The organism is Brenneria uluponensis, assembly GCF_032395385.1.
GTDB lineage: Bacteria > Pseudomonadota > Gammaproteobacteria > Enterobacterales > Enterobacteriaceae > Prodigiosinella > Prodigiosinella aquatilis.
The window spans coordinates 492,221-516,610 of the sequence record NZ_CP135917.1 but is presented as its reverse complement, the minus strand read 5'-3'; the positions used below and the strand labels follow the sequence as shown (position 1 = coordinate 516,610).

Annotated in this window: 22 protein-coding genes; 14 read left to right on the top strand and 8 right to left on the bottom strand. The window is 51.7% G+C overall.

What is annotated here, in order from left to right:
• Window positions 1-4 precede the first annotated feature (4 nt).
• Window positions 5-3,310 carry a miniconductance mechanosensitive channel MscM gene (mscM, locus tag RS889_RS02490; protein WP_315709181.1) on the top strand — a complete coding sequence of 1,102 codons (3,306 nt, stop codon included), beginning with the start codon at window positions 5-7 and terminating at the stop codon, window positions 3,308-3,310.
• Between the two features lie 48 nt (window positions 3,311-3,358).
• Here mscM and epmA read toward each other — a convergent pair whose 3' ends face one another.
• On the bottom strand, window positions 3,359-4,336 hold the full coding sequence (gene epmA / locus RS889_RS02485) for an elongation factor P--(R)-beta-lysine ligase (protein WP_037382469.1): 978 nt from the start codon (window positions 4,334-4,336) through the stop codon (window positions 3,359-3,361).
• A 657-nt stretch (window positions 4,337-4,993) separates the two neighbouring features.
• Here epmA and frdA point away from each other — a divergent pair.
• Genes frdA through frdD form a run of 4 tightly spaced genes read left to right on the top strand, consistent with a single transcriptional unit; the run spans window position 4,994 to window position 8,300 of the window.
• A complete protein-coding gene (gene frdA / locus RS889_RS02480) occupies window positions 4,994-6,790 on the top strand; it encodes a fumarate reductase (quinol) flavoprotein subunit (RefSeq protein WP_315709180.1) in 1,797 nt (598 codons plus the stop codon).
• Window positions 6,783-7,517 (top strand): succinate dehydrogenase/fumarate reductase iron-sulfur subunit, encoded by a 735-nt coding sequence (locus RS889_RS02475; RefSeq protein ID WP_021017314.1) that lies wholly within the window; start codon window positions 6,783-6,785, stop codon window positions 7,515-7,517. Before frdA ends, RS889_RS02475 begins: the two co-directional genes overlap by 8 nt.
• Before the next feature lie 16 nt (window positions 7,518-7,533).
• Window positions 7,534-7,929: a fumarate reductase subunit FrdC gene (gene frdC, locus RS889_RS02470; RefSeq protein WP_315709179.1), complete on the top strand. Its 396-nt coding sequence runs from the start codon at window positions 7,534-7,536 to the stop codon at window positions 7,927-7,929.
• A gap of 14 nt (window positions 7,930-7,943) precedes the next feature.
• Window positions 7,944-8,300 (top strand): fumarate reductase subunit FrdD, encoded by a 357-nt coding sequence (gene frdD, locus RS889_RS02465; protein ID WP_021017316.1) that lies wholly within the window; start codon window positions 7,944-7,946, stop codon window positions 8,298-8,300.
• Window positions 8,301-8,692: 392 nt separating this feature from the next.
• Here the strand turns inward: frdD and RS889_RS02460 are convergent, their stop codons facing one another.
• Window positions 8,693-9,046, bottom strand: a complete 354-nt coding sequence (locus RS889_RS02460) for a DMT family protein (protein WP_021017317.1) — start codon at window positions 9,044-9,046, stop codon at window positions 8,693-8,695.
• A gap of 223 nt (window positions 9,047-9,269) precedes the next feature.
• Between RS889_RS02460 and RS889_RS02455 the strand changes: the two genes are divergently transcribed.
• The gene (locus tag RS889_RS02455; RefSeq protein WP_315709178.1) at window positions 9,270-9,773 is read left to right on the top strand and encodes a GNAT family N-acetyltransferase; all 504 of its coding nucleotides are present in this window, start codon (window positions 9,270-9,272) and stop codon (window positions 9,771-9,773) included.
• Between the two features lie 95 nt (window positions 9,774-9,868).
• On the opposite strand, the gene rraB is transcribed toward RS889_RS02455, so the two are convergent.
• The gene (rraB, locus tag RS889_RS02450) at window positions 9,869-10,291 is read right to left on the bottom strand and encodes a ribonuclease E inhibitor RraB (RefSeq protein WP_021017319.1); all 423 of its coding nucleotides are present in this window, start codon (window positions 10,289-10,291) and stop codon (window positions 9,869-9,871) included.
• A gap of 164 nt (window positions 10,292-10,455) precedes the next feature.
• Here rraB and argF point away from each other — a divergent pair, with 164 nt between their 5' ends.
• Window positions 10,456-11,466, top strand: coding sequence for an ornithine carbamoyltransferase (gene argF, locus RS889_RS02445; protein ID WP_315709177.1), 1,011 nt, complete (start codon window positions 10,456-10,458; stop codon window positions 11,464-11,466).
• A gap of 50 nt (window positions 11,467-11,516) precedes the next feature.
• Here argF and RS889_RS02440 read toward each other — a convergent pair whose 3' ends face one another.
• The 3 genes from RS889_RS02440 to RS889_RS02430 form a co-directional block, all read right to left on the bottom strand.
• Window positions 11,517-12,953, bottom strand: a complete 1,437-nt coding sequence (locus RS889_RS02440) for a 6-phospho-beta-glucosidase (RefSeq protein WP_315709176.1) — start codon at window positions 12,951-12,953, stop codon at window positions 11,517-11,519.
• Window positions 12,954-13,027: 74 nt separating this feature from the next.
• Window positions 13,028-14,476 carry a PTS transporter subunit EIIC gene (locus RS889_RS02435; protein WP_315709175.1) on the bottom strand — a complete coding sequence of 483 codons (1,449 nt, stop codon included), beginning with the start codon at window positions 14,474-14,476 and terminating at the stop codon, window positions 13,028-13,030.
• Between the two features lie 314 nt (window positions 14,477-14,790).
• Window positions 14,791-15,258 (bottom strand): NanQ anomerase/TabA/YiaL family protein, encoded by a 468-nt coding sequence (locus RS889_RS02430; RefSeq protein WP_315709174.1) that lies wholly within the window; start codon window positions 15,256-15,258, stop codon window positions 14,791-14,793.
• 429 nt (window positions 15,259-15,687) lie between these two features.
• Between RS889_RS02430 and pyrB the strand changes: the two genes are divergently transcribed.
• The 7 genes from pyrB (at window position 15,688) to RS889_RS02395 (ending at window position 21,953) form a co-directional block, all read left to right on the top strand.
• Complete coding sequence (gene pyrB, locus RS889_RS02425; protein WP_021017325.1) at window positions 15,688-16,623, top strand: aspartate carbamoyltransferase; 936 nt, start codon at window positions 15,688-15,690, stop codon at window positions 16,621-16,623.
• Window positions 16,624-16,638: 15 nt separating this feature from the next.
• Window positions 16,639-17,109, top strand: coding sequence for an aspartate carbamoyltransferase regulatory subunit (gene pyrI / locus RS889_RS02420; protein WP_021017326.1), 471 nt, complete (start codon window positions 16,639-16,641; stop codon window positions 17,107-17,109).
• A 134-nt stretch (window positions 17,110-17,243) separates the two neighbouring features.
• Window positions 17,244-17,630, top strand: coding sequence for a 2-iminobutanoate/2-iminopropanoate deaminase (gene ridA, locus RS889_RS02415; protein ID WP_021017327.1), 387 nt, complete (start codon window positions 17,244-17,246; stop codon window positions 17,628-17,630).
• Between the two features lie 380 nt (window positions 17,631-18,010).
• Window positions 18,011-19,450, top strand: coding sequence for a circularly permuted type 2 ATP-grasp protein (locus RS889_RS02410; RefSeq protein ID WP_021017328.1), 1,440 nt, complete (start codon window positions 18,011-18,013; stop codon window positions 19,448-19,450).
• Complete coding sequence (locus RS889_RS02405; protein ID WP_315709173.1) at window positions 19,444-20,373, top strand: alpha-E domain-containing protein; 930 nt, start codon at window positions 19,444-19,446, stop codon at window positions 20,371-20,373. The genes RS889_RS02410 and RS889_RS02405 overlap by 7 nt, the downstream gene beginning before the upstream one ends.
• Window positions 20,370-21,191, top strand: coding sequence for a transglutaminase family protein (locus RS889_RS02400; RefSeq protein WP_315709172.1), 822 nt, complete (start codon window positions 20,370-20,372; stop codon window positions 21,189-21,191). Before RS889_RS02405 ends, RS889_RS02400 begins: the two co-directional genes overlap by 4 nt.
• Before the next feature lie 24 nt (window positions 21,192-21,215).
• A complete protein-coding gene (locus RS889_RS02395) occupies window positions 21,216-21,953 on the top strand; it encodes a proteasome-type protease (protein WP_021017331.1) in 738 nt (245 codons plus the stop codon).
• Window positions 21,954-21,972: 19 nt separating this feature from the next.
• Here RS889_RS02395 and RS889_RS02390 read toward each other — a convergent pair whose 3' ends face one another.
• Both RS889_RS02390 and RS889_RS02385 read right to left on the bottom strand, forming a co-directional pair.
• Complete coding sequence (locus RS889_RS02390) at window positions 21,973-23,556, bottom strand: ABC transporter ATP-binding protein (RefSeq protein WP_315709171.1); 1,584 nt, start codon at window positions 23,554-23,556, stop codon at window positions 21,973-21,975.
• Window positions 23,549-24,370 carry an ABC transporter permease gene (locus tag RS889_RS02385; RefSeq protein WP_021017333.1) on the bottom strand — a complete coding sequence of 274 codons (822 nt, stop codon included), beginning with the start codon at window positions 24,368-24,370 and terminating at the stop codon, window positions 23,549-23,551. Before RS889_RS02385 ends, RS889_RS02390 begins: the two co-directional genes overlap by 8 nt.
• Window positions 24,371-24,390 lie beyond the last annotated feature (20 nt).

Below are 24,390 nucleotides of genomic sequence, written 5' to 3'. Positions count from 1 at the left end.
AGCCGTGCGTCTGATACTGATTTTCTTACTGGGATGCCTGTTATCAACCGCATCGCTAGCCGCCAAAATCCCCACCGACGCGCAACTGCGTCAGGATTTGCAACAGGCGGAAAGTAATAAAAGCCTGCCTAATCAGGCAGACATAATTAAAGAACTACAATCCGCCCTGCGTATGCTCAATGAAAGCAAGGAAGCACAACAACGGGCCGCGCAGTACCAGAACGTGATTGATGATTTCCCGAAACTGACCCGGCAACTAAGTCAGCAACTGACTGCCGAGGACAACAAATCGCCTCCTGCCACGCATAACCTTTCGATTAACGATCTTGAACAGCAGATTGTACAAACCAGCAGCCAGTTGCTGGAGCGGAGCCGCCTACTACAGCAAGAGCAGGATTGGCTACGGGAAATCATCGATTCACTGTCCCAACTGCCACAGCAACAAACCGAAGCCAACCGTGCACTAAGCGATATTGAGCGACGAATTCAGGCGCTGGGTGTGCCGAATACCCCGCTCGGACAAGCCCAACTCGCCGCCCTGCAGGCGGAATCGGCGCTGCGTAAAAGTCGTGTCGATGAGTTGGCGCTGGCTCAGCTTTCCGCCAACAACCGACAGGAACTGTCGCGCCTGCGTGGCGAGCTTTACCAGAAACAGCGTGATCGACTGGATAATCAGCTGCAAACCCAGCGCAACACAATAAACACCTTGCGACAGCAGGAAGCGGAACAAGCACTGGAGCGCACAGAGCTACTGGCAGAGCAGAGTGGTGATTTACCCACCATCATTGCCAAACCGTTACAGATTAATCGCGAATTGTCGTTAGCACTGAATCAGCAGGCACAGCGTATGGACCTGATTTCCTCACAGCAACGTCAGGCTGCGGCACAGACGCTTCAGGTACATCAGGCATTGAGTACATTGCGCGAACAGGCGCAATGGCTGGGCTCTTCCACCGCATTGGGGGAGACGCTGCGCGCCCAGGTCGCCCGCCTGCCCGACATGCCAAAGCCCCAGTTACTGGACAGAGACATGGCCCAATTGCGTGTGCAGCGGCTGCATTATGACGATTTGCTCAGTCAACTACCAAAAACCGAGCTGGCCAGACAGGATAATGGCTCACCACTGACCACCGCGCAGCAAAAAATCCTTGACGATCAGCTACGCACGCAACGTGAATTACTGACCTCTCTGATATCTGGTTGCGACACACTGGTCCTTGAATTGACCAAGCTGAAAGTCGCCAATAATCAGTTGGAAGACGCGTTGTTAGAAATTCGTGAGGCCGCACACCGTTACCTGTTCTGGGTGGCGGACGTCGAACCGATAACCTTCGCCTACCCAATCACACTGCTGAAAGATTTATCATTGCTGCTGTCGCTGGACACGCTGACCCAACTCGGCAGGGCCATGATCATGATGGTCACCAGCCGCGATACGCTGTTACCGCTGCTGGGCGCATTGCTGCTGGTAGGGTTCAGTGTTGGCTCTCGTCGTCATTACCATGCCTTTATGCAGCGCGCCAGCGATCGGGTGGGTAAAGTCACCCTAGACCATTTTATGCTGACTCTACGCACGGTATTCTGGTCGGTTATGGTGGCTATTCCACTCCCGGTATTGTGGGCCGCGCTGGGATATGGCTTGCAGAATGCCTGGCCTTATCCGGTGGCCGTGGCTATCGGCGACAGTGTTACTGCTACCGTACCACTGATGTGGGTAGTGATGATCAGCGCAGCGTTTGCCCATCGGCAGGGGCTGTTCATCGTGCACTTTGGCTGGTCCCCGATACGGGTAGCTCGGGCTATGCGTTATTACCAGCTATCTATCGGTTTTATCGTCCCCTTGATCATGGCGCTTATCACGTTTGACAATCTTAATGACCGTGAATTTTCCAGTACGCTGGGGCGCCTGTGTTTTATCTTGTTGTGTATGGCCCTCACCCTGGTGACCACCAGCCTCAAGCGGGCCGGCATTCCACTCTATCTGGATAAAGCCGGTTCCGGGGAAAATCCAGCCAACCGTGGCATGTGGAACATCCTGATTTTCATGCCGCTGGTGGCTGCGCTGGCCGCCAGTCTGGGTTATCTGACGACATCCCAGGCGCTGTTGGCTCGGCTGGAAACGTCCGTGGCCATCTGGTTTTTCCTGCTCGTGGTTTACCACATCATTCGTCGCTGGATGCTGATTCAGCGCCGTCGCATTGCCTTTGATCGTGCCAGACAACGTCGTGCCGAAATCCTGGCCCAGCGAGCGCGGGGGGAAGAAGAATCGCTATCGTCCAGCGGCTATGACGGTGGCGACACATTGGAAGAACCGGTAGTAGATTTGGATGCCATCAGCGCCAAATCACTAAAACTGGTGCGTTCAATCCTGACACTTATCGCGCTGGTTTCGGTGATTGCGTTGTGGTCAGAAATCCATTCCGCCTTTGCGTTTCTGGGAAATATCAGTCTATGGGATGTCACCAGTACCGTGAAAGGGGTGGAAAGCGTGCAACCAATTACCCTTGGTGCAGTGCTGATTGCCATGCTGATTTTTTTCATCACCGTACAGTTGATGCGAAACTTACCCGCCTTGCTGGAACTGGCGCTGTTACAGCATATCGAGCTCGCACCCGGCACCGGTTATGCCATCACCACAGTCAGTAAATACCTGCTGATGCTAATAGGTGGTTTGATCGGGTTCTCGATGATTGGCATTGAGTGGGCGAAACTACAGTGGTTGGTCGCTGCGTTGGGCGTGGGATTGGGCTTTGGCTTGCAGGAGATTTTCGCCAACTTTATTTCTGGCCTGATTATTCTGTTCGAAAAGCCGATTCGTATTGGCGATACCGTCACGATCCACGATCTCACTGGCTGTGTCATGCGGATTAACACCCGGGCCACGACCATTTCAGACTGGGACCGTAAAGAGATCATTGTTCCCAACAAAGCGTTTATTACCGAACAGTTTATCAACTGGTCGCTGTCCGATTCCGTGACCCGCGTGGTGGTAAGTGTTCCGGCCCCGGCGCAGGCCAATAGCCAGGAAGTGACGGAACTATTGCTGGAGGTGGCAAAACAGAGTGATCTGGTTCTGGATAATCCGCCGCCGGAAGTGTTTCTGGTGGATCTGACACAGGGTATCCAGATTTTCGAGCTACGCATTTTTGCCGCTGAAATGGGACACCGGATGCCGTTACGTCATCAGCTACATCAATTGATTCTGGAAAGTTACCGCCAACACAATCTGGTCATACCGTTCCCACCCTTTCAGGTACAGATGGATTCGGTGCAGATGTCTGGACGCACATCCACTACCGGTGGCGTTTAATCGCTGGTGCCATCCGGGCGGTGGCCCCACTCGCAAGAACCCTTGCTATTACGCTCTATCAACAGAAAATGCGATCACATCGCTCAATGTTTCAGCGTTCAATGCCAACATAATCAGACGATCCACACCCAGCGCCACACCGGCACACTCCGGCATACCGGCTTCCAGCGCGGCCAGCAGATTTTCATCGATCGGCTGTACTGGCAGACCGCGGGCGGTACGTTTGCGGTTATCCTGTTCAAAGCGTTGGCGTTGTTCATGACTGTCGGTTAATTCACGAAAACCATTCGCCAGTTCGATGCCTTTAAAATAGACTTCAAACCGCTCGGCCACACGATGATCTTCGGTACTGATTTCCGCCAGTGATGCCTGGGTAGCCGGAAAATGGTAAACAAAAGCCGGTTTGTCACGTCCGATATTGGTTTCCACACCCACCGTAAACAGCAGTTGCAGTAAGGTATCGCGGTCGTTTTCATTAGCTGCGACATCCCCAACACCCAGTTTTTCCGCCACGTCACGTAATTGCGCTTTGTCTGCGGACAACGGGTCAATCTCAAGGTGACGTTGAAAAGCCTGCTGATAAGTAAGCCTTTCGGCATTGTCGCATTCCAGCACCTGCTGCAACAGATCGTCCACCTCGTTCATCAGGCGATACATATCATAGTGCAGGCGATACCACTCCAGCATGGTAAACTCGGGATTGTGATGGCGACCAGATTCTTCATTACGAAAACTGCGGCACAACTGAAATATCGGTCCACTACCTGCGGCTAGCAGACGCTTCATGTGATATTCCGGGCTGGTCATTAGATATAGTGTTAATCCTTCAGCCGCACCAGGGCCGACAAAGTGGGTCTGGAACGGGGAAAGGTGAACATCTGTTACCGTCGCCTGACTCATGGCTGGCGTTTCAACTTCCAGTACGCCGCGATCAGCGAAGAAACGTCGGATATCCATCATGATCGATGCCCGTTTCAACAGTGTGGCGATAGAAGCGCTGGGTTGCCAACTTGCCGTTTCGCTCAAGGTGATTACTCCAAAGGTCAAACAGGTGGTGCAGTCTACCCGCATCATGTCAACCAGACAAATTATATCCCGTGAAAGATTTTCTTATATTGTCAGTAAAGACACCATTAAAGAAATACACTTTTCATCTTTCAAATTTTATACCCCAAATAATTCGAGTTGCAGGAAGGCGGAAAGAGAGTGAATCCCGAGGAGCTTACTCAGGTAAGTGATTCGGGTGAACGAACGCAGCCAACACACCTGCAACTTGAAGTATGACGGGTATAGATATGTTCGCTGCTCTTGCTCACCCCAGCCGCTCACTGATGTAAACTCCTGGGGACTCACACGGTTACCGCCTTCCTGCTACTCGACGTTTATTGGGTATAAAAATATTATTTCCACCGAAATAAGCGTATCGATCACGTTTTATAAACTATGTCCGAAAGCGTGTTAAAAAACAGCAAAATACTGGATCACATCAAATTCCATTTACTTTTAAGTCGGTATAATCATTTCCACACAAAAAAGAGATAGTTATCTATTCTTAATAGGCGAATAAATGTTTTTTCCTTCTTTTTTAACGTGTTAATAATTAAAAAGAAATAAACGATATATGCTGAATAGATATTATTTTCTTAATTTAATTTAATTAACTTAAGTAACTGGAGGAGTGCATTGCAAACCTTTAATGCCGACTTGGCCATTATCGGGGCCGGGGGCGCTGGTTTACGAGCGGCAATTGCTGCCGCCGAAGCTAATCCCCAACTGAAGATTGCTCTGATCTCTAAAGTTTATCCCATGCGTAGCCATACTGTGGCTGCCGAAGGGGGATCAGCAGCAGTCACTCAGGATCACGATAGCTTTGACTTCCATTTTCACGATACCGTCGCAGGTGGTGACTGGTTGTGCGAACAGGATGTTGTCGACCAGTTCGTACAAAGTTGTCCACGTGAAATGACCCAACTGGAGCAATGGGGCTGTCCCTGGAGCCGCAAACCGGATGGTTCTGTCAACGTGCGCCGTTTTGGGGGAATGAAGATTGAGCGTACCTGGTTCGCCGCTGACAAAACCGGCTTCCATATGCTACATACGTTGTTCCAGACGTCCCTGAAATACCCGCAGATTCAGCGCTTTGACGAACATTTCGTGCTGGATATTCTGGTAGATGACGGACAGGCTCGCGGGCTTGTCGCCATCAATATGATGGAAGGCACACTGGTTCAGATCCGCGCCAACGCCGTGATTATGGCCACCGGTGGCGCTGGCCGTGTTTACCGTTATAACACCAACGGCGGTATCGTCACCGGTGACGGTATGGGCATGGCATTCCGTCACGGCGTTCCACTGCGTGATATGGAGTTCGTCCAGTACCATCCAACAGGTCTGCCAGGCTCCGGCATCCTGATGACGGAAGGCTGCCGTGGTGAAGGCGGTATCATGGTCAACAAAGATGGCTACCGTTACCTACAGGATTACGGTATGGGGCCGGAAACGCCGCTGGGTCAGCCGAAAAATAAATACATGGAACTGGGACCGCGTGACAAAGTATCGCAGGCCTTCTGGCATGAATGGCGTGCCGGTCGCACCATTTCCACCCCGCTGGGTGATGTGGTTTACCTTGACCTGCGTCATCTGGGTGAAAAGAAACTGAAAGAGCGTCTGCCGTTCATCTGTGAATTGGCTCAGGCTTATGTCGGTGTCGACCCGGTGAAAGAGCCCATTCCAATTCGTCCGACCGCACACTACACCATGGGCGGCATCGAAACAGACCAGCATTGTGAAACCCGAATCAAGGGGTTGTTTGCCGCCGGTGAATGCTCCTCTGTCGGTCTGCATGGCGCCAACCGTCTGGGCTCCAACTCCCTGGCAGAACTCGTCGTATTTGGTCGTATCGCTGGCGAACATGCCACCCAGCGCTCTCTGGAATCGGCCCCGGCCAACGCCAGTGCGTTGGATGCACAGGCTCGCGATGTAGAACAGCGTCTGCATACCCTGATGAAACAGGAAGGCACAGAGAGCTGGGCGAAGATCCGCGACGAAATGGGTATATCGATGGAAGAAGGTTGCGGTATCTACCGTACTACCGAGTTAATGCAAAAAACGCTGGATAAGCTGGCTGAGCTGAAAGAACGCTTCAAACGCGTGAAGATTACCGACCATTCCAGCGTATTCAATACCGACCTGCTTTACACCATCGAACTGGGACACAGCCTGGACGTCGCGCAATGTATGGCGCACTCCGCCATCAACCGTAAAGAATCCCGTGGTGCGCACCAGCGTCTGGATGAAGGCTGCACCGAACGTGATGATGTGAATTTCCTGAAACACACACTGGCGTTCTACAACCCGGAAGGCGCGCCTCGTCTGGAGTACAGTGATGTGAAGATCACCAAACTACCGCCGGCAAAACGTGTGTACGGGGGCGAGGCTGACGCTCAGGAAAAAAGTGATAAGGAGCAAGCGAATGGCTGAGATGCAAACGCTAAAAATGGAAGTCATGCGCTATAACCCGGAGCAGGACAACGCGCCGCACGCTGAAATCTATGAAGTGCCCTATAACAAACAGACCTCTTTGCTGGATGCGCTGGGCTACATTAAAGACAACCTGGCACCGGATCTGTCTTATCGTTGGTCCTGCCGGATGGCGATTTGCGGCTCCTGCGGCATGATGGTCAACAACGTGCCAAAACTGGCCTGTAAAACCTTTCTGCGTGACTACCCCAACGGCGTGAAAGTGGAAGCACTGGGTAACTTCCCGATTGAACGCGACCTGGTGGTGGATATGACTCATTTTATTGAGAGTCTGGAAGCTATCAAACCGTACATCATCGGTAATGACCGTAAACCGGAACAGGGGCCTAACAAGCAGACCCCGGCACAGATGGCCAAATACCATCAGTTCTCCGGCTGTATCAACTGTGGATTGTGCTATGCCGCCTGCCCGCAGTTCGGTCTGAATCCCGAATTTATCGGTCCGGCCGCTATTACACTGGCACATCGCTACAACCTGGATAACCGTGATCACGGCAAAAAAGAACGCATGCCGCAGTTGAACGGTGATAACGGGGTGTGGACCTGTACCTTTGTTGGTTACTGCTCGGAAGTGTGTCCGAAGCATGTCGATCCTGCCGCTGCCATCCAACAAGGCAAGGTCGAAAGTGCTAAAGACTTCATGATTGCCATGCTGAAACCACAATAAGGGAGGGAGGCAAATAATGACAACCAAACGTAAAGCGTATGTCCGTGACATGACGCCGACCTGGTGGAAAAAGCTGGGATTTTATCGCTTCTATATGTTGCGCGAAGGTACCGCTGTTCCCGCTGCCTGGTTCAGCATTGTACTGCTGTATGGCGTATTTTCATTGAAAGCGGGTCCGGAAGGCTGGGCGCATTTTGTTGGATTTTTGCAACACCCACTGGTCTTGCTCATCAATATTATTGCCCTGCTGGCAGCGGTTCTCCATACCAAAACCTGGTTTGAACTGGCACCCAAAGCCAGCATTATCGTGATTAAAGATGAAAAAATGGGGCCTGAGCCAATCATTAAAGGGCTATGGGCAGTCACTGTGGTGGTAACGCTGGCCATACTGGCTATCGCATTACTGTTCTGATCAGGAGGAATAACGTGATTAACCAAACACCAAAACGCTCCGATGAACCACCTTTCTGGGGCTTGTTCGGTGCCGGTGGCATGTGGAGCGCCTTCTTCGCACCGGTGATCATCCTGCTGGTCGGTATCCTGTTGCCGTTGAGCATATTCCCGGATGCACTGGGCTATGAACGCATCGCTATGTTCAGTCAGAGCATTATCGGCCGTATTTTTCTGCTGCTGATGATTGTTCTGCCATTGTGGTGTGGTCTGCACCGTATCCATCACGCCACGCATGACCTGAAAATCCACATCCCGGCCGGGAAATGGGTATTTTACGGTCTGGCCGCCATTTTGACGGTTGTGACAGTAATTGGTCTTGTAACGCTGTAAGTGATTTTTCTCTGCAACGGTCTGCATTCGCAGACCGTTTAAATTGCTGGCAATCCATACTCGTCATTTTCAAGTCGCAATGGTGTTGGCCTGTGTTCGTTCACCCGAATCGCTTACCTGAATAAGTTCATCGAAACGCTCTCTTGCCGCCTTCCTGCATTTTGAAATCTATTAAGTCTCTATGGAATCGAAACGCTACGATTTTACCGTTAAAAAACTAATCTGGATTAATCATTCAGGCGATGCAGTAAGTGATATTTTAATGAGACTTAGTAAAAGAATAGCTATAGCATCATTCTGAACTGCTTATTTTTTATTGAAAATGGTTTCATTTTAATCACTATTTAACTGAAACCGAATCTCGGCATATAAAATAATAGGCTGGGTGATCATTATCCCATTATTTTATGGCGGAACATAAAAAACACCGCGCCAAGCAAGCAAAATCCTGCCCAAATATAATCAGTGCGAAATGGCTCTTTCAAAATAATCATCGAGAAAGGAATAAATACCGCCAGGCTAATGACTTCCTGCACTATTTTAAGCTGTCCGGCCGAGGCCACTTGATAGCCAATACGATTGGCGGGTACCTGTAACAAATATTCAAACAGTGCAATGCCCCAACTGACCAATGCGGCGATGATCCAGGCTCGCCCGCTAAAGTAACGCAAATGCCCGTACCAGGCGAAGGTCATAAACACATTACTGAGCGTTAACATGAATACAGTGATAATCAATGGGGACATTGACATATTCCCTTTGCAAAAGATAATGCTCATTATTACGTTTCGCCAGAGAGAACACCATCAGATAACATGTCGTATTCATGTCTATTTGTATCAAAACAGTTCTGATGTGATACGGTCAAATATTAACCGTTTTTCCCCAGTCGTCGCGCAAGGTAGTAATGGTGTTGCAGTTCGCTTAATATCGGCACGAGAAGTGATAGACATAACAAGAGTGAACACCATGACAACTGTAGCTTCCGCCCCTTTTCAACTGCGTCCCATCACCGTAAGCGATAACGCTGCCATTGCCAGTGTGATACGTCGCGTTTCTGCCGAGTTTGGGCTAACAGCCGATAAGGGCTATACCATTTCGGATCCTGATCTGGATGTTCTGTTCCAGGTATACAGTCGTTCGAAAAGTGCTTACTGGCTGGTGGTATATGATGATGAAATCGTTGGCGGCGGCGGTATCGCACCATTATCCGGTGGGGACAAGGATATCTGCGAACTGCAGAAAATGTATTTTTTGCCGGTAGCGCGCGGAAAGGGAATGGCGAAACAGCTGGCATTGAAGGCGCTGGATTTTGCTCGCCGCCAAGGCTTTCAACGTTGTTATCTGGAAACGACCTCACACCTGACCAACGCGATTTCTCTGTATGAAAAACTGGGATTCCGGCATATTCCCTGTGCCATGGGGAACACCGGGCATACTGATTGTGAAGTGAGAATGCTGAAGCAATTATGATTGATATATAATTTTCGCTGATAATACTCAGCCAGCAGACCAGCGCTGCACCAATAAAAATGGTGCAGCGCCAGACAAAACGCTAACCAGCAAGATTAATGGCGTTTACCATCATCATCCTCGTCGTAAAAATCCTCATCTTCATCACTTTCGTCTTCGTCATCCTCACCTTCGAAGTAAGTGCCCCAGCCATCGTAATTAATATGGTAACGTTCAGCCAAATCCAGTAACTGTTCCACTTGTTCGTCGATCAGTTCGGCTTTTAACGCCAGTTCACTGATCGCATCACAACACATCAGCATGACACCGTCTTCGACTTCCAGCTCTTCGGCATCGGTAACTTCATAACCTAATTTGAATACATCTACCGCTACTTTTTCCAGGTCTTCAAATTTCTCGGCTGAGAAATGGTGTTCGATGGTGTAGAGCGCATCAGGATCGCTGCCATCTTCCAGCAACTCCTCAATGATCAGGCGCGTCTCTTCACGTTGTTCTTCCAGCAATTCGCGGTTTGCCATGCCTCAGTCCTCGTTAAATCGGAGAAAATGTCGGGTTATTGTCCCACAGGCCCGCACCCGCCTCCACCAGAAAGTTTGACCCCACCACTTGAAATTGAATAATTACACATATAAAGTGAATTTTAATTCAACTACACATGTTGAGCCACATGGAGAAGAACATCATGAACCCGTTTTACTTACGTCATTTTTTGAGATTAATGGATTTCACACCGACAGAAATAGAAAGCCTGCTGAACTTGTCAATGAAACTCAAAGCCGATAAAAAAAGCGGCACCGAGGTCCGCCACCTGCAAGGTAAAAATATCGCACTCATCTTCGAAAAAGATTCGACCCGCACTCGCTGCTCTTTCGAAGTTGCTGCATACGACCAGGGAGCACAGGTCACCTATCTGGGGTCAAGCGGCAGCCAAATCGGTCATAAAGAGTCAATGAAAGATACTGCACGGGTTCTGGGCCGGATGTATGACGGTATTCAGTATCGTGGCTATGGCCAGCATCTGGTGGAAACATTGGCGGAATTTTCCGGCGTACCGGTATGGAACGGGTTGACTGATGAATTCCATCCGACCCAGTTACTGGCAGATCTGCTGACCATGCAGGAACATTTGCCGGGCAAATCTTTGTCTGGCATGAAGCTGGCCTACGTTGGGGATACCCGTAACAATATGGGGAATACCATGCTGGAAGCGGCAGCACTCACCGGGTTGGATCTGCGTCTTATTGCGCCAAAAACCTACTGGCCAGAAGCTGGACTAGTAGCCGAATGCCAGGCGGCGGCGGCCAAGACAGGTGGATCCATCACGTTGACAGAAGATGTTGCGGCCGGGGTGAAGGATGTCGATTTTATTTATACCGACGTATGGGTTTCCATGGGTGAACCGAAGGAGGTCTGGCAACAGCGCATCAACCTGTTGAAGCCCTATCAGGTCAATATGGCAATGATCGCCGCCACCGGTAATCCGCAGGTGAAATTTCTGCACTGTTTACCGGCGTTCCACGACGATCAGACCACCATCGGCAAACAGATGGCCGCGCAGTATGGCTTGCATGGTGGGATGGAAGTCACGGAGGAAGTATTTGAATCTGCGCACAGTATTGTGTTTGATCAGGCGGAAAATCGCATGCATACCATCAAAGCAGTGATGGTCGCGACATTAAGCCAGCAGTTTTAGATGGTGCATTGGCAAAAACAGCATTAACACTGCTGTTTTTGCCTTGCCATTTACATGGTATCACCATTAGAAGCGATAACTTTTTGATACCAATAGAACGACTTCTTCGGTACCCGATTTAGCTGCCCGGTACCATCGTCATGTTTATCAACATAGATAAACCCGTAGCGTTTCGCCATCTCTCCCGTTGTAAATGACACCAGATCGATACATCCCCACAGGGTATATCCCATCAGTTCCACGCCATCAATGGAGACCGCTTTTTTCATTTCCTCAATATGGGCCCGTAAATAATCAATTCGGTAATCATCATGGCAATAACCTTTCTCGTCTGGCTTATCTACGGCACCCAGCCCGTTTTCCACAATGAAAAGCGGCACTTCATAACGTTCATAAAGTGTCACCAGCGCATAACGCAAACCGACCGGGTCAATTTGCCATCCCCAGTCACTAGCTTGCAGGTAGGGATTCGGTACCGAGTGTTCAGAACTACCGTCCATGCTGGCGACGATGTCACTTTGCACATCATGTTTCACCACGTTGGACATGTAATAGCTGAAGCCGATGTAATCCACCTTACCCTCACGCAGGATCTGCTCATCCTCCGGTTCCATATGGATATGATAGCCCTTGAGCGCCCATTCTCGTTTGGCATAGCCAGGATAGTGCCCACGCGCATGTACATCCGAGAAATAGAAGCGGTCATGCATGGATTCCATCGCCAGCATCACGTCTTCGGGATGACAGGAGTATGGGTAGTACGGCACGAAGGAACACATGCAGCCTACTTTCAACTCAGGATTGATTTCATGGGCTTTTTTCACCACTAGCGCGCTGGCGACAAATTGGTGATGTACCGCCTGATACATGGCTTCCTCAGGCTTTTCCTTCACCGGGAATGTTACCCCGGAACACATCCAGCCAAAGATCTCCGCCGATACGTTCTTCTGGTTGTTGATCTCATTGAACGTCATCCAGTACTTCACTTTGTGCTTGTAACGTTCAATCACCGTGGTGGCAAAACGCACAAAACAATCCAGCGTTTTGCGACTCATCCAGCCGTCATACGCGTTCACCAGGTGCAACGGCATCTCGAAATGGCTGAGGGTCATCACTGGCTCAATCTGATATTTCAGCAGTTCATCGATCAGATCGTCATAAAACTGCAGCCCGGCTTCGCAAGGCTCGCTGTCGTCACCATTAGGGAAAATACGCGTCCAGGCAATGCTGGTGCGAAAGCATTTAAATCCCATCTCGGCGAACAACCGGATATCATCTTTGTAACGATGATAAAAATCGATCGCTTCATGGTTTGGATAATTTTCCCCTGGCACCACGCCATCCGTGATACGACGGAGCTTGCCATGCGCCCCTGCCGTCAACACATCCGCCACACTGACGCCCTTGCCCCCTTCATCCCAGCCACCTTCCAACTGGTGAGCCGCCACTGCGCCACCCCATAAAAAACCTTCCGGTAATTGGCTCATTTTCTCCACCTTTTCGTCCAAATCGCCGCCATACGGAAATGACGGCAATACACCACACACAACAAAGCGTTATTTTACTCAGTGGGTTGATTACCCGATGCCGACAACGTCGTTTCAGATGTGGTCATCTCAGCCACCAGTGTCACCGGTATTTCATCCACCGGATCATCAAACCCAACAACCATCACCATTCCAATAGTCAGCACAATTGCCACACCACATCCCACCAGTTCCCCGATAAATGACATGGGGGATGACGGGCTAATGGCATTAATGATGGTCAGGATGCCGGGCAATCCGGCATAGGCGTAGTACAGCGAGCCAAACAGGCTGGTGACCACCGCGCCTACCGCCCCGCCGATACAGCCACAGATAAATGGTTTTTTGTAACGTAGCGTCACGCCGTAGATAGCCGGTTCGGTAATGCCGAAGATAGCAGTCACTCCCGCTGACATGGCGCGGGTTTTCAATTCCCGGTTACGTGTTTTCAGGAAACACCCAAAAGCAGCAGCCATCTGTCCTACTACGGCAACCGTCTGAAATGCTTGAAATGAGTCGTGACCATTTATATCGAAATCAGCCAGGACGACGGGCGTGATCCCCCAGTGCACACCGAAGATCACGATGATCTGCCACACACCGCCGATAATGCCGGCTGCCAACGCCGGAAAAGCGTGAAACAACGCATTATAACCAAGCGCAATACCACTCGCCGCCCAGCTGGTCACCGGACCGATGGCCAGCAACGTCAGCGGAACCACAATCACAAAACAGATCAATGGGGTAAACAGAGCTCTCACCACTTCAGGTAGCCATTTCACTACCCGATGCTCCACCCATGCCAATACCCAAACCAGAAATAACGGTGGCAGCACCGAGGCGGTATAGACGGTTTTCGCCAGCGGCAATCCCAGTAGCGTTATGTGTTCACCGGCGGCGATTTTCCCAGCCAACGTGGTCCATTCAGGGTTGATCAGCGCACAACAGCACAGCACGGCGATATAGGTATTACAACGGAAATGGCGGGACGCAGTAATGGCAATAAATACCGGCAAAAACGCGAACGGCGTCCACGACATAAAATTCAGTACGCGGTAAGTACCGGTGGTAGTGAAAGTATCGGAAAACTGCGTCGCCACAATCAGCATCCCTTGCAGGATCCCGGCGGCGGCAAGAATGTAGACAATGGGAGCAAACACAGCCGACATCGTGGCGATCACGGTATCCAGTACACGACGTTTCGGCTCACTGGCAGCCCTGTGATTATCGCCAACCAGATCAGCCATATGGCGATAAACCTCATCCACATGCGTACCGATCACCACCTGAAACTGTCCACCGTTTTCCACTACGGCGATCACACCCGGCAGACGCTGGATCCTCGCCTTGGCACCGGCGGGCGTTTCTCCCAGTACCAGACGCAAGCGAGTAGCACAGCGAGAAAAATTGACGATGTTCTGCTGTCCACCTACTTCATTGAGGATGTTTTTCGCTAATGTTGCGTAATCTCTAATCCCAGCCATAGTGTCACCTTTTTGATTACTGATGATCTGTCGCCATGATAATGAAACCGGTTTCAGGCTGCCTGAAGCATCACTATTCCGCAACCGGTTTTAATTGATCCGCTACGCGATCTTTGGCGCAGATCACATCCAAAGACTTCCGGAGAGAAAAAGTATTAAAGCATCACAGCATTCACACCGGTCAGGTATCCGGTTTTTAACCGATCGGTGTCGGGTCAATAGCCAGCTATATCTGAAGGAAACGCTGCAACACAAGAAGATCAGAGACGGGGAAATGACAAAAAAGAAAGGCGCCGCAGCGCCCTAGAGGAAGATTACATCACCAGCGATGCGTCGATTTTCACCACCGCTTTACGTACATGGGCGGGTACGCCGACGGCACACAGCGGCTTATGCACTTCGCCCGGGAAGAACACCACAAAATCACCGGATTGCATAACAAACTGCTTTTCCTGTTCACCGGCTGGCAAAAACGCGATGTCTTTATCCGCTAGCCAGTCCACATCTGGCTTACCCGCAGGCAGGTTGCTGAAGGTCATTCCTTCGGTACCATTCAGAATGATCTGGATATCAAGATATTTACCATGATATTCCGCCCGGCGATTTTCCAGCACATCGGTACTGTCATTCGAAACCAGGACAAACACCTTGTTGCCATCAATGTCGTGTTTGCCAAGCGGCGTATCAGCATTGATATGCTGTTTCACATACTCAATAGCCTCACGCAATTCCAATGGCAGATAAGGAACCAGTTCAAGATGATGAATATTGCCGGTAATCATGGTCATTCCTCGATAAAATGAAACGATACTTTACGGCATTTATACTCCTCCTCCGTTTCAGCCGCCAGCCGGCCACGGCCAAAAAGTGACGAGACTGCCATTTTAATTTCAGACACAAACCACGCCGCCCAGCATTGGCGAGCGTACCTATCGCAATCGATTGCCATGCACGAAAAATCGCGTTTTCCGCTTGAATTAGCGTTCCCTGCGCGTATAATTTCGGACAATTTGCCGGGAGGGGACATGTTTAACGCTGCTGTTTTTGTGGGTCATCAACCGCAACTGCCATCCGGCAGCCAGCCGGCGTTTTTCCTTCCGTTGCCTTACCGATTGTTGAAAAAAACCCCTCGTTGAAGGGGTTTTTTTTTTGCCTGTCGCAGGCGGCAAAAATTTCTGTTTACCATGCCTAACTGTGGGGAGAATAACCAAATGGTCAATCCGCTTTATAAAAGACACATCATCTCGATTAATGATCTCAGCCGGGACGATCTGGAACTGACGCTGAAAGTGGCCGCCAGCCTGAAAGCCAACCCGCAACCGGAGCTGTTAAAACATAAAGTGATTGCCAGTTGCTTCTTTGAAGCATCAACCCGCACCCGCCTGTCATTTGAAACTGCCATGCACCGTTTGGGCGCGTCCGTGGTCGGCTTCGCCGACAGCAGCAATACCTCGTTAGGCAAAAAAGGGGAAACGCTGGCGGATACCATTTCGGTCATCAGTAACTACGTGGATGCCATTGTGATGCGTCATCCACAAGAAGGCGCCGCGCGACTGGCAAGTCAGTTTTCCAACGGCATACCGGTACTCAACGCGGGCGACGGTGCCAATCAGCACCCGTCTCAGACCCTGCTCGACCTGTTCACCATTCAGGAAACCCAGGGCCGTCTGAACAGTATCAATATCGCCATGGTCGGTGACCTGAAATACGGGCGCACCGTGCATTCGCTGACTCAGGCGCTGGCCAAATTTGATGGCAACCGTTTCTACTTCATCGCCCCTGGAGCACTGGCGATGCCGGACTACATCCTACAGATGCTGGAAGAAAAAAATATCGCCTACAGCTTGCATGACAGCATTGAAGAAGTCGTGCCACAGGTGGATATTCTTTACATGACCCGAGTGCAGAAAGAACGGCTGGATCCGTCTGAATATATCAACATCAAATCACAGTTCATTCTGCGCGCGGCCGACCTCGCCAATGCCCGCGATAATCTGAAAGTACTGCATCCGCTGCCGCGTATTGACGAAATCACCACCGATGTTGACAGTACACCTTACGCCCATTATTTCCAGCAGACCGGTAACGGTATCTATGCGCGCCAAGCCCTGTTGGCATTGGTTTTAAACAGCGAACTGGTTCTGTAAAGGAGGAGCACAAGAATGACTCATGATAATAAATTACAGGTAGAAGCCATCAAACGCGGTACGGTGATCGACCACATTCCGGCTCAGGTCGGCTTCAAACTGCTGACACTGTTTAAACTGACCGCCACCGATCAGCGTATTACCATCGGCCTCAACCTGCCGTCCAACGAGCTGGGACGCAAAGATCTGATCAAGATCGAGAATATTTTCCTTACTGAAGAGCAGGCCGACCAGTTGGCAATATATGCGCCGCAAGCGACCGTCAACCAGATCGATAATTACGATGTGGTGCGTAAGTTACATCCACAACTTCCGGATCATATTGATGGCGTACTGACCTGCCCCAACAGCAACTGTATCAGTCGCAGCGAACCGGTCAGTTCTTCATTCAGTGTGAAACAGCACAGTGACGGTGGTGATGTACAGTTGAAATGCAAATACTGTGAGAAGGAATTCGAACGTCAGGCGGTACTGAACAGCCATTAAGTTAGCGAGCAAGCAATACCAGAAATATCAGAAAGGTATTGCTTTGCCTGACGGCTCACGAGGTAGAATGGCGTGGTACCCGGCTTTTTGGAAAAAAAGCGTTCGCGTTCATTCAGACTTAATCAGGAGAAAATATGTCACGCATTATCAGTACGGAACAGGCTCCAGCAGCGATTGGCCCTTACGTTCAGGGTGTTGACCTCGGCAGCATGATATTCACGTCCGGTCAGATTCCGGTAGACCCGAAAACCGGTCTGGTATCCGACGACATATCCGCGCAAGCGCGTCAATCACTGGAAAACGTCAAGGCGATTGTGGAAGCTGCCGGTCTGAAAGTGTCTGATATCGTTAAAACTACCGTATTTGTAAAAGATCTTAACGATTTCGCCACGGTTAACGCCACCTATGAGGCCTTCTTTACCGAACATAATGCGCCGTTCCCGGCCCGTTCCTGTGTAGAAGTCGCTCGTCTGCCAAAAGACGTGAAAATAGAAATAGAAGCCATCGCTGTGCGTGGCTAATTTGTCTCGCATCACAGGGGCAGCGGCACGCCTCGTGCGTTCCGACCCCGGCCAACCCTTCCCCTTCACAAGGGGAAGGCAGCAGCCCCCCCGATTACATGCCGATGTCACGCGTTCCCCAGTCAAGTCGGCAGTCGAATAACACTAAATTCGGGTAGGCTCATCAGCTCATCCTCATTCGGTGCACTCATTGCCCTCTTCGCACTATCAGCGCCGTCTATTCCCACCGGACAACACCACTATGGCGCAGTGATCGCCGTACCGGCACCAATCAGGTGCAAAAATACCCTGTCCTCAGCGATAAGTACGTCATTTGCCACGCTGGCATGCTTTCTGCATTTCAGTTGTATCTTCATCAAGCGTGATGCCAGAGGATGACAATGATAAAAATAACGCTTCCAACCACGCCTTACTACGATGAGATGCTCACCGCAGAAGGCACACAACGCCAGCAATACGACGCGTACTGGCAATGGCTGCAACAAACCGACCAACAGGCCATCAAGCAGAAAAAGGAGCAAGCAGAACTGCTGTTTCATCGGGTCGGCATTACGTTCAATGTCTATGGCGAAGAGGGCGGGACCGAGCGCCTGATTCCTTTCGACAGCGTCCCGCGCATTATTCCCGCCCATGAATGGCGCATGCTCGATCGTGGCATCCGCCAGCGGGTCAAAGCGCTCAATGCCTTTCTGTACGATATCTATCACCAGCAGCATATTCTCAGGGCGGGTATTATTCCTGCCGAGCAAGTGTTGGCTAACGATCAGTACCAACCCTGCATGCAGGGCGTGGATTTGCACAACAACATCTATGCCCATATCACCGGTATCGACATGGTGCGCAACAGCGACGGTCATTATTACGTGCTGGAAGATAATTTACGCACGCCGTCCGGGGTGTCTTACATGCTGGAAAACCGCAAGATGATGATGCGGTTGTATCCGGATCTGTTTGCCAGGCAACATATTGCACCGGTAGAGCGTTATCCCAGCTATCTGCTGCAAACCTTGCGTGAAAGCACGCCGGTGGACGATCCAACCGTCGTGGTGATGACTCCGGGGCGTTTTAACAGCGCCTATTTTGAGCACAGTTTTCTGGCCCAGCAGATGGGCGTTGAGCTGGTGGAGAGCGCCGATCTGTTCGTGAAAGAAGGCGCAGTCTATATGCGCACCACCGAAGGCCCTTGTCAGGTGGATGTCATCTATCGCCGCATCGACGATGACTTCCTCGACCCGCTGGCATTCCGCACCGATTCAATGCTCGGCGTGCCGGGTTTGCTGTCGGTGTATCGCACCGGTGGCGTGGTGCTGGCCAATGCCATCGGCACCGGCGTGGCTGATGACAAATCCATCTATCCGTATGTACCGGAGATGATCCGTTTTTACCTATCTGAAGAACCAATTCTGGGCAATATTCCTACCTGGCAGTGCCGCAACGCTGAAGATTTACGCTATGTCCTCGATAATCTGGCCAGCATGGTGGTGAAGGAAGTCCATGGCGCTGGCGGTTACGGCATGCTGGTTGGTCCCTGCGCCACGCATCAGCAAATAGAAGACTTCCGGCTACGGTTGCTGGCCAACCCGCACCACTACATTGCCCAGGAAACGTTGGCGCTTTCCACCTGCCCCACTTTTGTAGATGAAGGACTGGCTCCACGCCATATCGACCTGCGGCCATTCGCGCTCTCCGGCGAGGAGATCCGGTTGATCCCCGGAGGGTTGACTCGTGTCGCACTGACGGAAGGCTCGCTGGTGGTGAACTCCTCACAAGGTGGTGGTACCAAAGATACCTGGGTCATGGAGGAGGACGAATCATGCTAAGCCGTACAGCCAGTGAACTGTATTGGATGGCCCGTTATCTGGAACGAGCCGAGAGTTTCGCCCGCGTACTGGATGTGACTTACAAGCTATCCATGATGCCGCGCCACAGCCAGCAGCAACGCGATCTGGCGTTACCGCTGAATCTGACCCATACCCATGAGCTGTTTCAGCAGCATTACACCCGGTTTTCCATGGATAATCTGCTGAACTTTTTTGCTCTCGACAGCCATAACCCCAGCAGCATTTACAGTTGCATCGAAATGGCCTGGAACAACGCCCACGCGGTGCGCGGTAGCCTGTCGTCTGAAGTGTGGGAATGCATTAACACCACCCGCATTGATATTCGCCATCTGCGTCATCAGGGCGTAGATAAAATCGGCATAGACGCCTTCTTTGACTGGGTGAAAGAGCGTGCCCACCTATTCCGCGGCGCCATGTTCGGCACATTACTGCGTAACGACGCGCAGTGCTTTATCCGCCTCGGTACACTGATTGAACGTGCTTATGCCACCGCGCAACTGCTCAGCATCAAAGATCAGCAATTGAATAACGATCCCGATCCGGTACGGGAATATTACCGGTTAGATACGCTGCTGAGGGCCGTGAGCGCTCGTGAAGCCTACAACAGCATCTATCGCCAGCCGGTCAGCCGAGAAACCGTGACCGAACTACTGGTACTGCGTAACGACGTGCCGCGATCATTGCGAGCCTGCGTCAGCGATCTGGTTCAGCAGTTGGAAGCCATCGGCAGTGAACGCGCCCGGGTTCCCCAACGCCTTGCCCACCAGTTGAACGTAGCGCTGCGTTTCAGCACGCTGGACGACATCATGGCGGAAGATCTGCAAACTTATCTGAATAATTTTCTCAGTAATATCAACGAGATGGCGGACAGTATTCGTCATACCTATCTGGAGGCGTTATGAAGCTTACCATCAATCACCTGACCCACTATCGCTATGATGAAGAAGTGAAGTTCAGCACCCAGTACCTACGTCTGACACCGCAGAACACCGCCTATCAGCAGATAAAGGAGTGGAAACTGACACTCCCCGTCTCCGCTGTCGCTACCACCGATGCCTATGGCAACGTGCTACATGTACTGACACTCGATCATCCACACCATGACATCACGATTCATGCTCAAGGTGTAGTGGAAATCGCCGATAGCAGAGAAGATGCCTACGCTGGCGGAGAAACGGATTCGCTCTCGCCATTGGTATTCCTGCGCACCACGCCACTGACGGAGGCCAACGGCACTATCCGTGCGTTTGCGCAGCGTTACTATCGCCCACAGGCAGCGGAAGAAAGCCTGCATCAACTGATGGCGGAATTACAGTTGAAAATGCCGTATACTCCTGGCGCCACGCAGGTGCATGACACCGCGGCAAGCGCCTTTGCCATGCAAAAAGGGGTTTGTCAGGATCATACCCATGTTTTTCTGGCCTGCTGTCGCAGCCTGCATATTCCCGCCCGCTATGTGAGCGGTTATGTATACAGTCAGGATACTCAGCACGTGGCGATGCACGCCTGGGCAGAAGTGTGGTTGAATGAACGCTGGCACAGCTTTGATATCACCAATAACACCTGCCAGCTCCATCAACATCTGCGGCTGGCCATTGGTATGGATTATCTGGATGCCTGCCCGGTACGCGGTACGCGACTCGGCGGCGGTTATGAAGAGATGTTTTCCGAAGCTGAGGTCCGGCTGTTTGAGCGACAGCAACAGGTACAGCAGCAATAGTCATCGTTAACGAAAAGGTACTCTATGACCTACTGTGTGGCCATGCATCTGTCGGACGGTTTGGTATTTGCATCAGATTCTCGCACTAATGCGGGCGTTGATCACATCGCGACATTCAAGAAACTTCATGTTTTTCATAATGAAAATGAACGTGTGCTGGTGATTCAATGCGCAGGCAATCTGGCCACGACACAGAGTATCCTCAGTTTGCTTCATGTTCGTATCCAGACACAACATACGCCGAACCTGATGCAGGTCGCTTCCCTCTATGATGCCGCCATGCTGGTGGGGGAAACCATACGTGAAGTAATCCACCGTGATAGCCAGTCCCAGCAAAGTGGCAGCACCACCAATTTCGGTTGTAACCTGTTACTGGGCGGGCAGATTGGCGATGAGCAACCGCGCCTGTTCCATATCTATCCGGAAGGCAACTTTATTGAGTCCACCCACGACACACCCTATTTTCAGATTGGCGAAAGCAAATATGGCAAACCGATTATCGACCGGGTGCTGCGTGTCGACACGCCACTAGAGCAAGCGATGTGCTGCGCACTGATTTCCATTGATTCCACCCTGCGCAGCAATTTGTCGGTGGGTATGCCGCTAGACGTGATGATTTACCGGAACGGCAGCTTTAACATTGGCGAACAACAACGCATTACGGAAAATGATCCTTACTTTGCCTCCATCCGCAAAGCCTGGTCGGAAGGATTACAGGACACCTTCCGCCAGTTGCCACCGTTTCCGCATCAGCGCAATTGATATCGCGCCCAACGTAGTCTTACTGACTGGCGGTCATCACGTCCTGTAGCCAACCACAGCGCATTTCCGGCACCGCCACCAGCAATTGCCGGGTGTAGTCATCCAACGGTGGTGCCAGGGTTTCGACAACCGGCCCCTGGCGGATAATGCGTCCGTGACGCAACACCGCCACGCTGTCCGCCACTTCCCGTACCACATGCAGATCGTGGGTGATAAACAGGTAGGATACGCCGGTTTCTTGCTGAATCTGGCGCAACAGTGCCAGCACGTCACGCGCCACCAGCGGATCCAGCGCCGACGTTGGCTCATCGCAGATAATCAATTCCGGCTGGGCGGCCAGCGCCCGAGCAATGCACACCCGCTGCTTCTGTCCACCGGACAGCGACGTCGGGTAGCGTGCCGCCAGTTCAGCTGTTAGCCCGACCTGATGTAATAAATCCCGTACGCGTTCACCCCGCTGTGCCGCGGAAAAGTCGCTCAGACATACCATCGCCCGTTCAATTTGTGTTCCCACCGGCAGACGCGGGTTTAAAGCAGTGTCTGGATGCTGATGAATCATCTGTATCGACCGCAACTGCTGACGGGTACGCTGCGCCAACTTCGGTGACAAGCGTTCCTCTTTCAGGTGGATCTCCCCGGCACTCGGTGGCAATAAACCACATACCGTGCGCCCAAGGGTTGATTTACCCGACCCGGACTCACCAATGACCGCCAGCGTACGGCCACGCGTCAGTTGCAGAGAAACAGCTTCCAACACCGGTTGCTGCTGATAATGAGCACTGATACCACGGATATCCAACAACACATCATTCAGCGGTGGCAGTGGGATTTTCTGCTCACTTTTAGCTTGTAATAATTGGCGGGTATAGTCTTCGGTGGGATGTGCCAATAACTGCGCGGTTGTCGCGGTTTCCACTTGACGACCATGCCGCAGCACCATAATCCGATGACTGATCTGCGCCACAACAGCCAGATCATGGCTGATATAAAGCGCCGCGACACCGGTCAGGCGAATGATGTCGTCAATCGCTTTCAGCACGCCAAGCTGGGTGGTAACATCCAGCGCAGTGGTCGGTTCATCGAAAATAATCAGATCCGGTCCGGCACACATCGCCATCGCGATCATCGCCCGCTGTAGCTGACCACCGGAAACCTGATGCGGATAACGTTGAAAAAACACCGCCGGCTCAGGCAGCGACAACTGACTAAACAGTGTTAACGCCTGTACCGTCGCCTGTTGGCGCGACATCACGCCATGACGTACCGCCGCCTCAATCACCTGTTCGCCAATTTTACGCGCCGGGTTAAACGCAGCACTGGCCGACTGCGCGACATAGGCGATGCGCTGACCACGCACCTTACGCAGTTGGCGTTCGGAAAGTGTCGCCAGATCGGTATCCTGAAACCAGATTTTCCCCTGTCGGATACGCATTCCATAACGGCAATGACCGAGGATCGCCTGTCCGATAGTGGACTTGCCCGCACCCGATTCCCCAATCAATCCCAGCACTTCACCCTTCTTCAGCGTGAACGAGATATCTTCCACCAGCGTACAATCCCCGGCGATCACTTGAAGCTGTTCCACGCGCAATAACTCAGCCATTTTTGCCTCCATGCCAATTACGGCCATCACGGCTTAATAGCCAGTCCGCCACCACGTTCAGTGATACCGCCAGCAGGGCAATCGCCGCGCCGGGCACCAGTGCCGCCCACACGCCAAACAGGATGCCATCTTTATTATCCCGCGCCAGACCGCCCCAGTCTGCCGTCGGTGGCTGAATGCCCATGCCCAGAAACGATAGCGCCGACAGAAACAGCAAAATGAAGATAAAACGCAGAGCAAACTCCGCCACCAGCGTAGTCAAGGCGTTAGGCAGAATTTCGCGCCACAGAATCCAGCGCATTGATTCGCCACGCATCCGCGCGACCTCGATAAACTCCTGCGTGGCAATATCCACCGCCAGAGAACGCGACACCCGTAACACGCGAGTCGCTTCCAGCACACCCAGTACCAGAATGATGATAGCGGTATTTTTCGGTAACATCGCCAACACCACCAACGCAAAAATCAAGGTGGGAATCGCCATCAGCACATCATTCACGCGGGAAATCAACTGATCAACCCAGCCGCCACAAACGCCGGCCAGAAAACCCAGCGATGTCCCGAGCAGAAACGCCAGCGCCGCCGCCAGCGCCGTCACGGACAGCGAGGTGCGGGTACCCCAGATAAGGCGGGAGAACAGATCGCGCCCCAGATTATCCGTGCCCATCCAGGCATTCCCCATCGGCCCCAGCCAGGCGCCGCCAATGATCTTATCGGCCGGATACGGGGCAATCCAGGGGGCCAGTAGCGCGACACAAATAAAGATGCCCAGCGCCAGGAGGCCGAGCACCACGGAAGGTTTCAGAGGAGGCATTCGGTATTATCCATTACGGT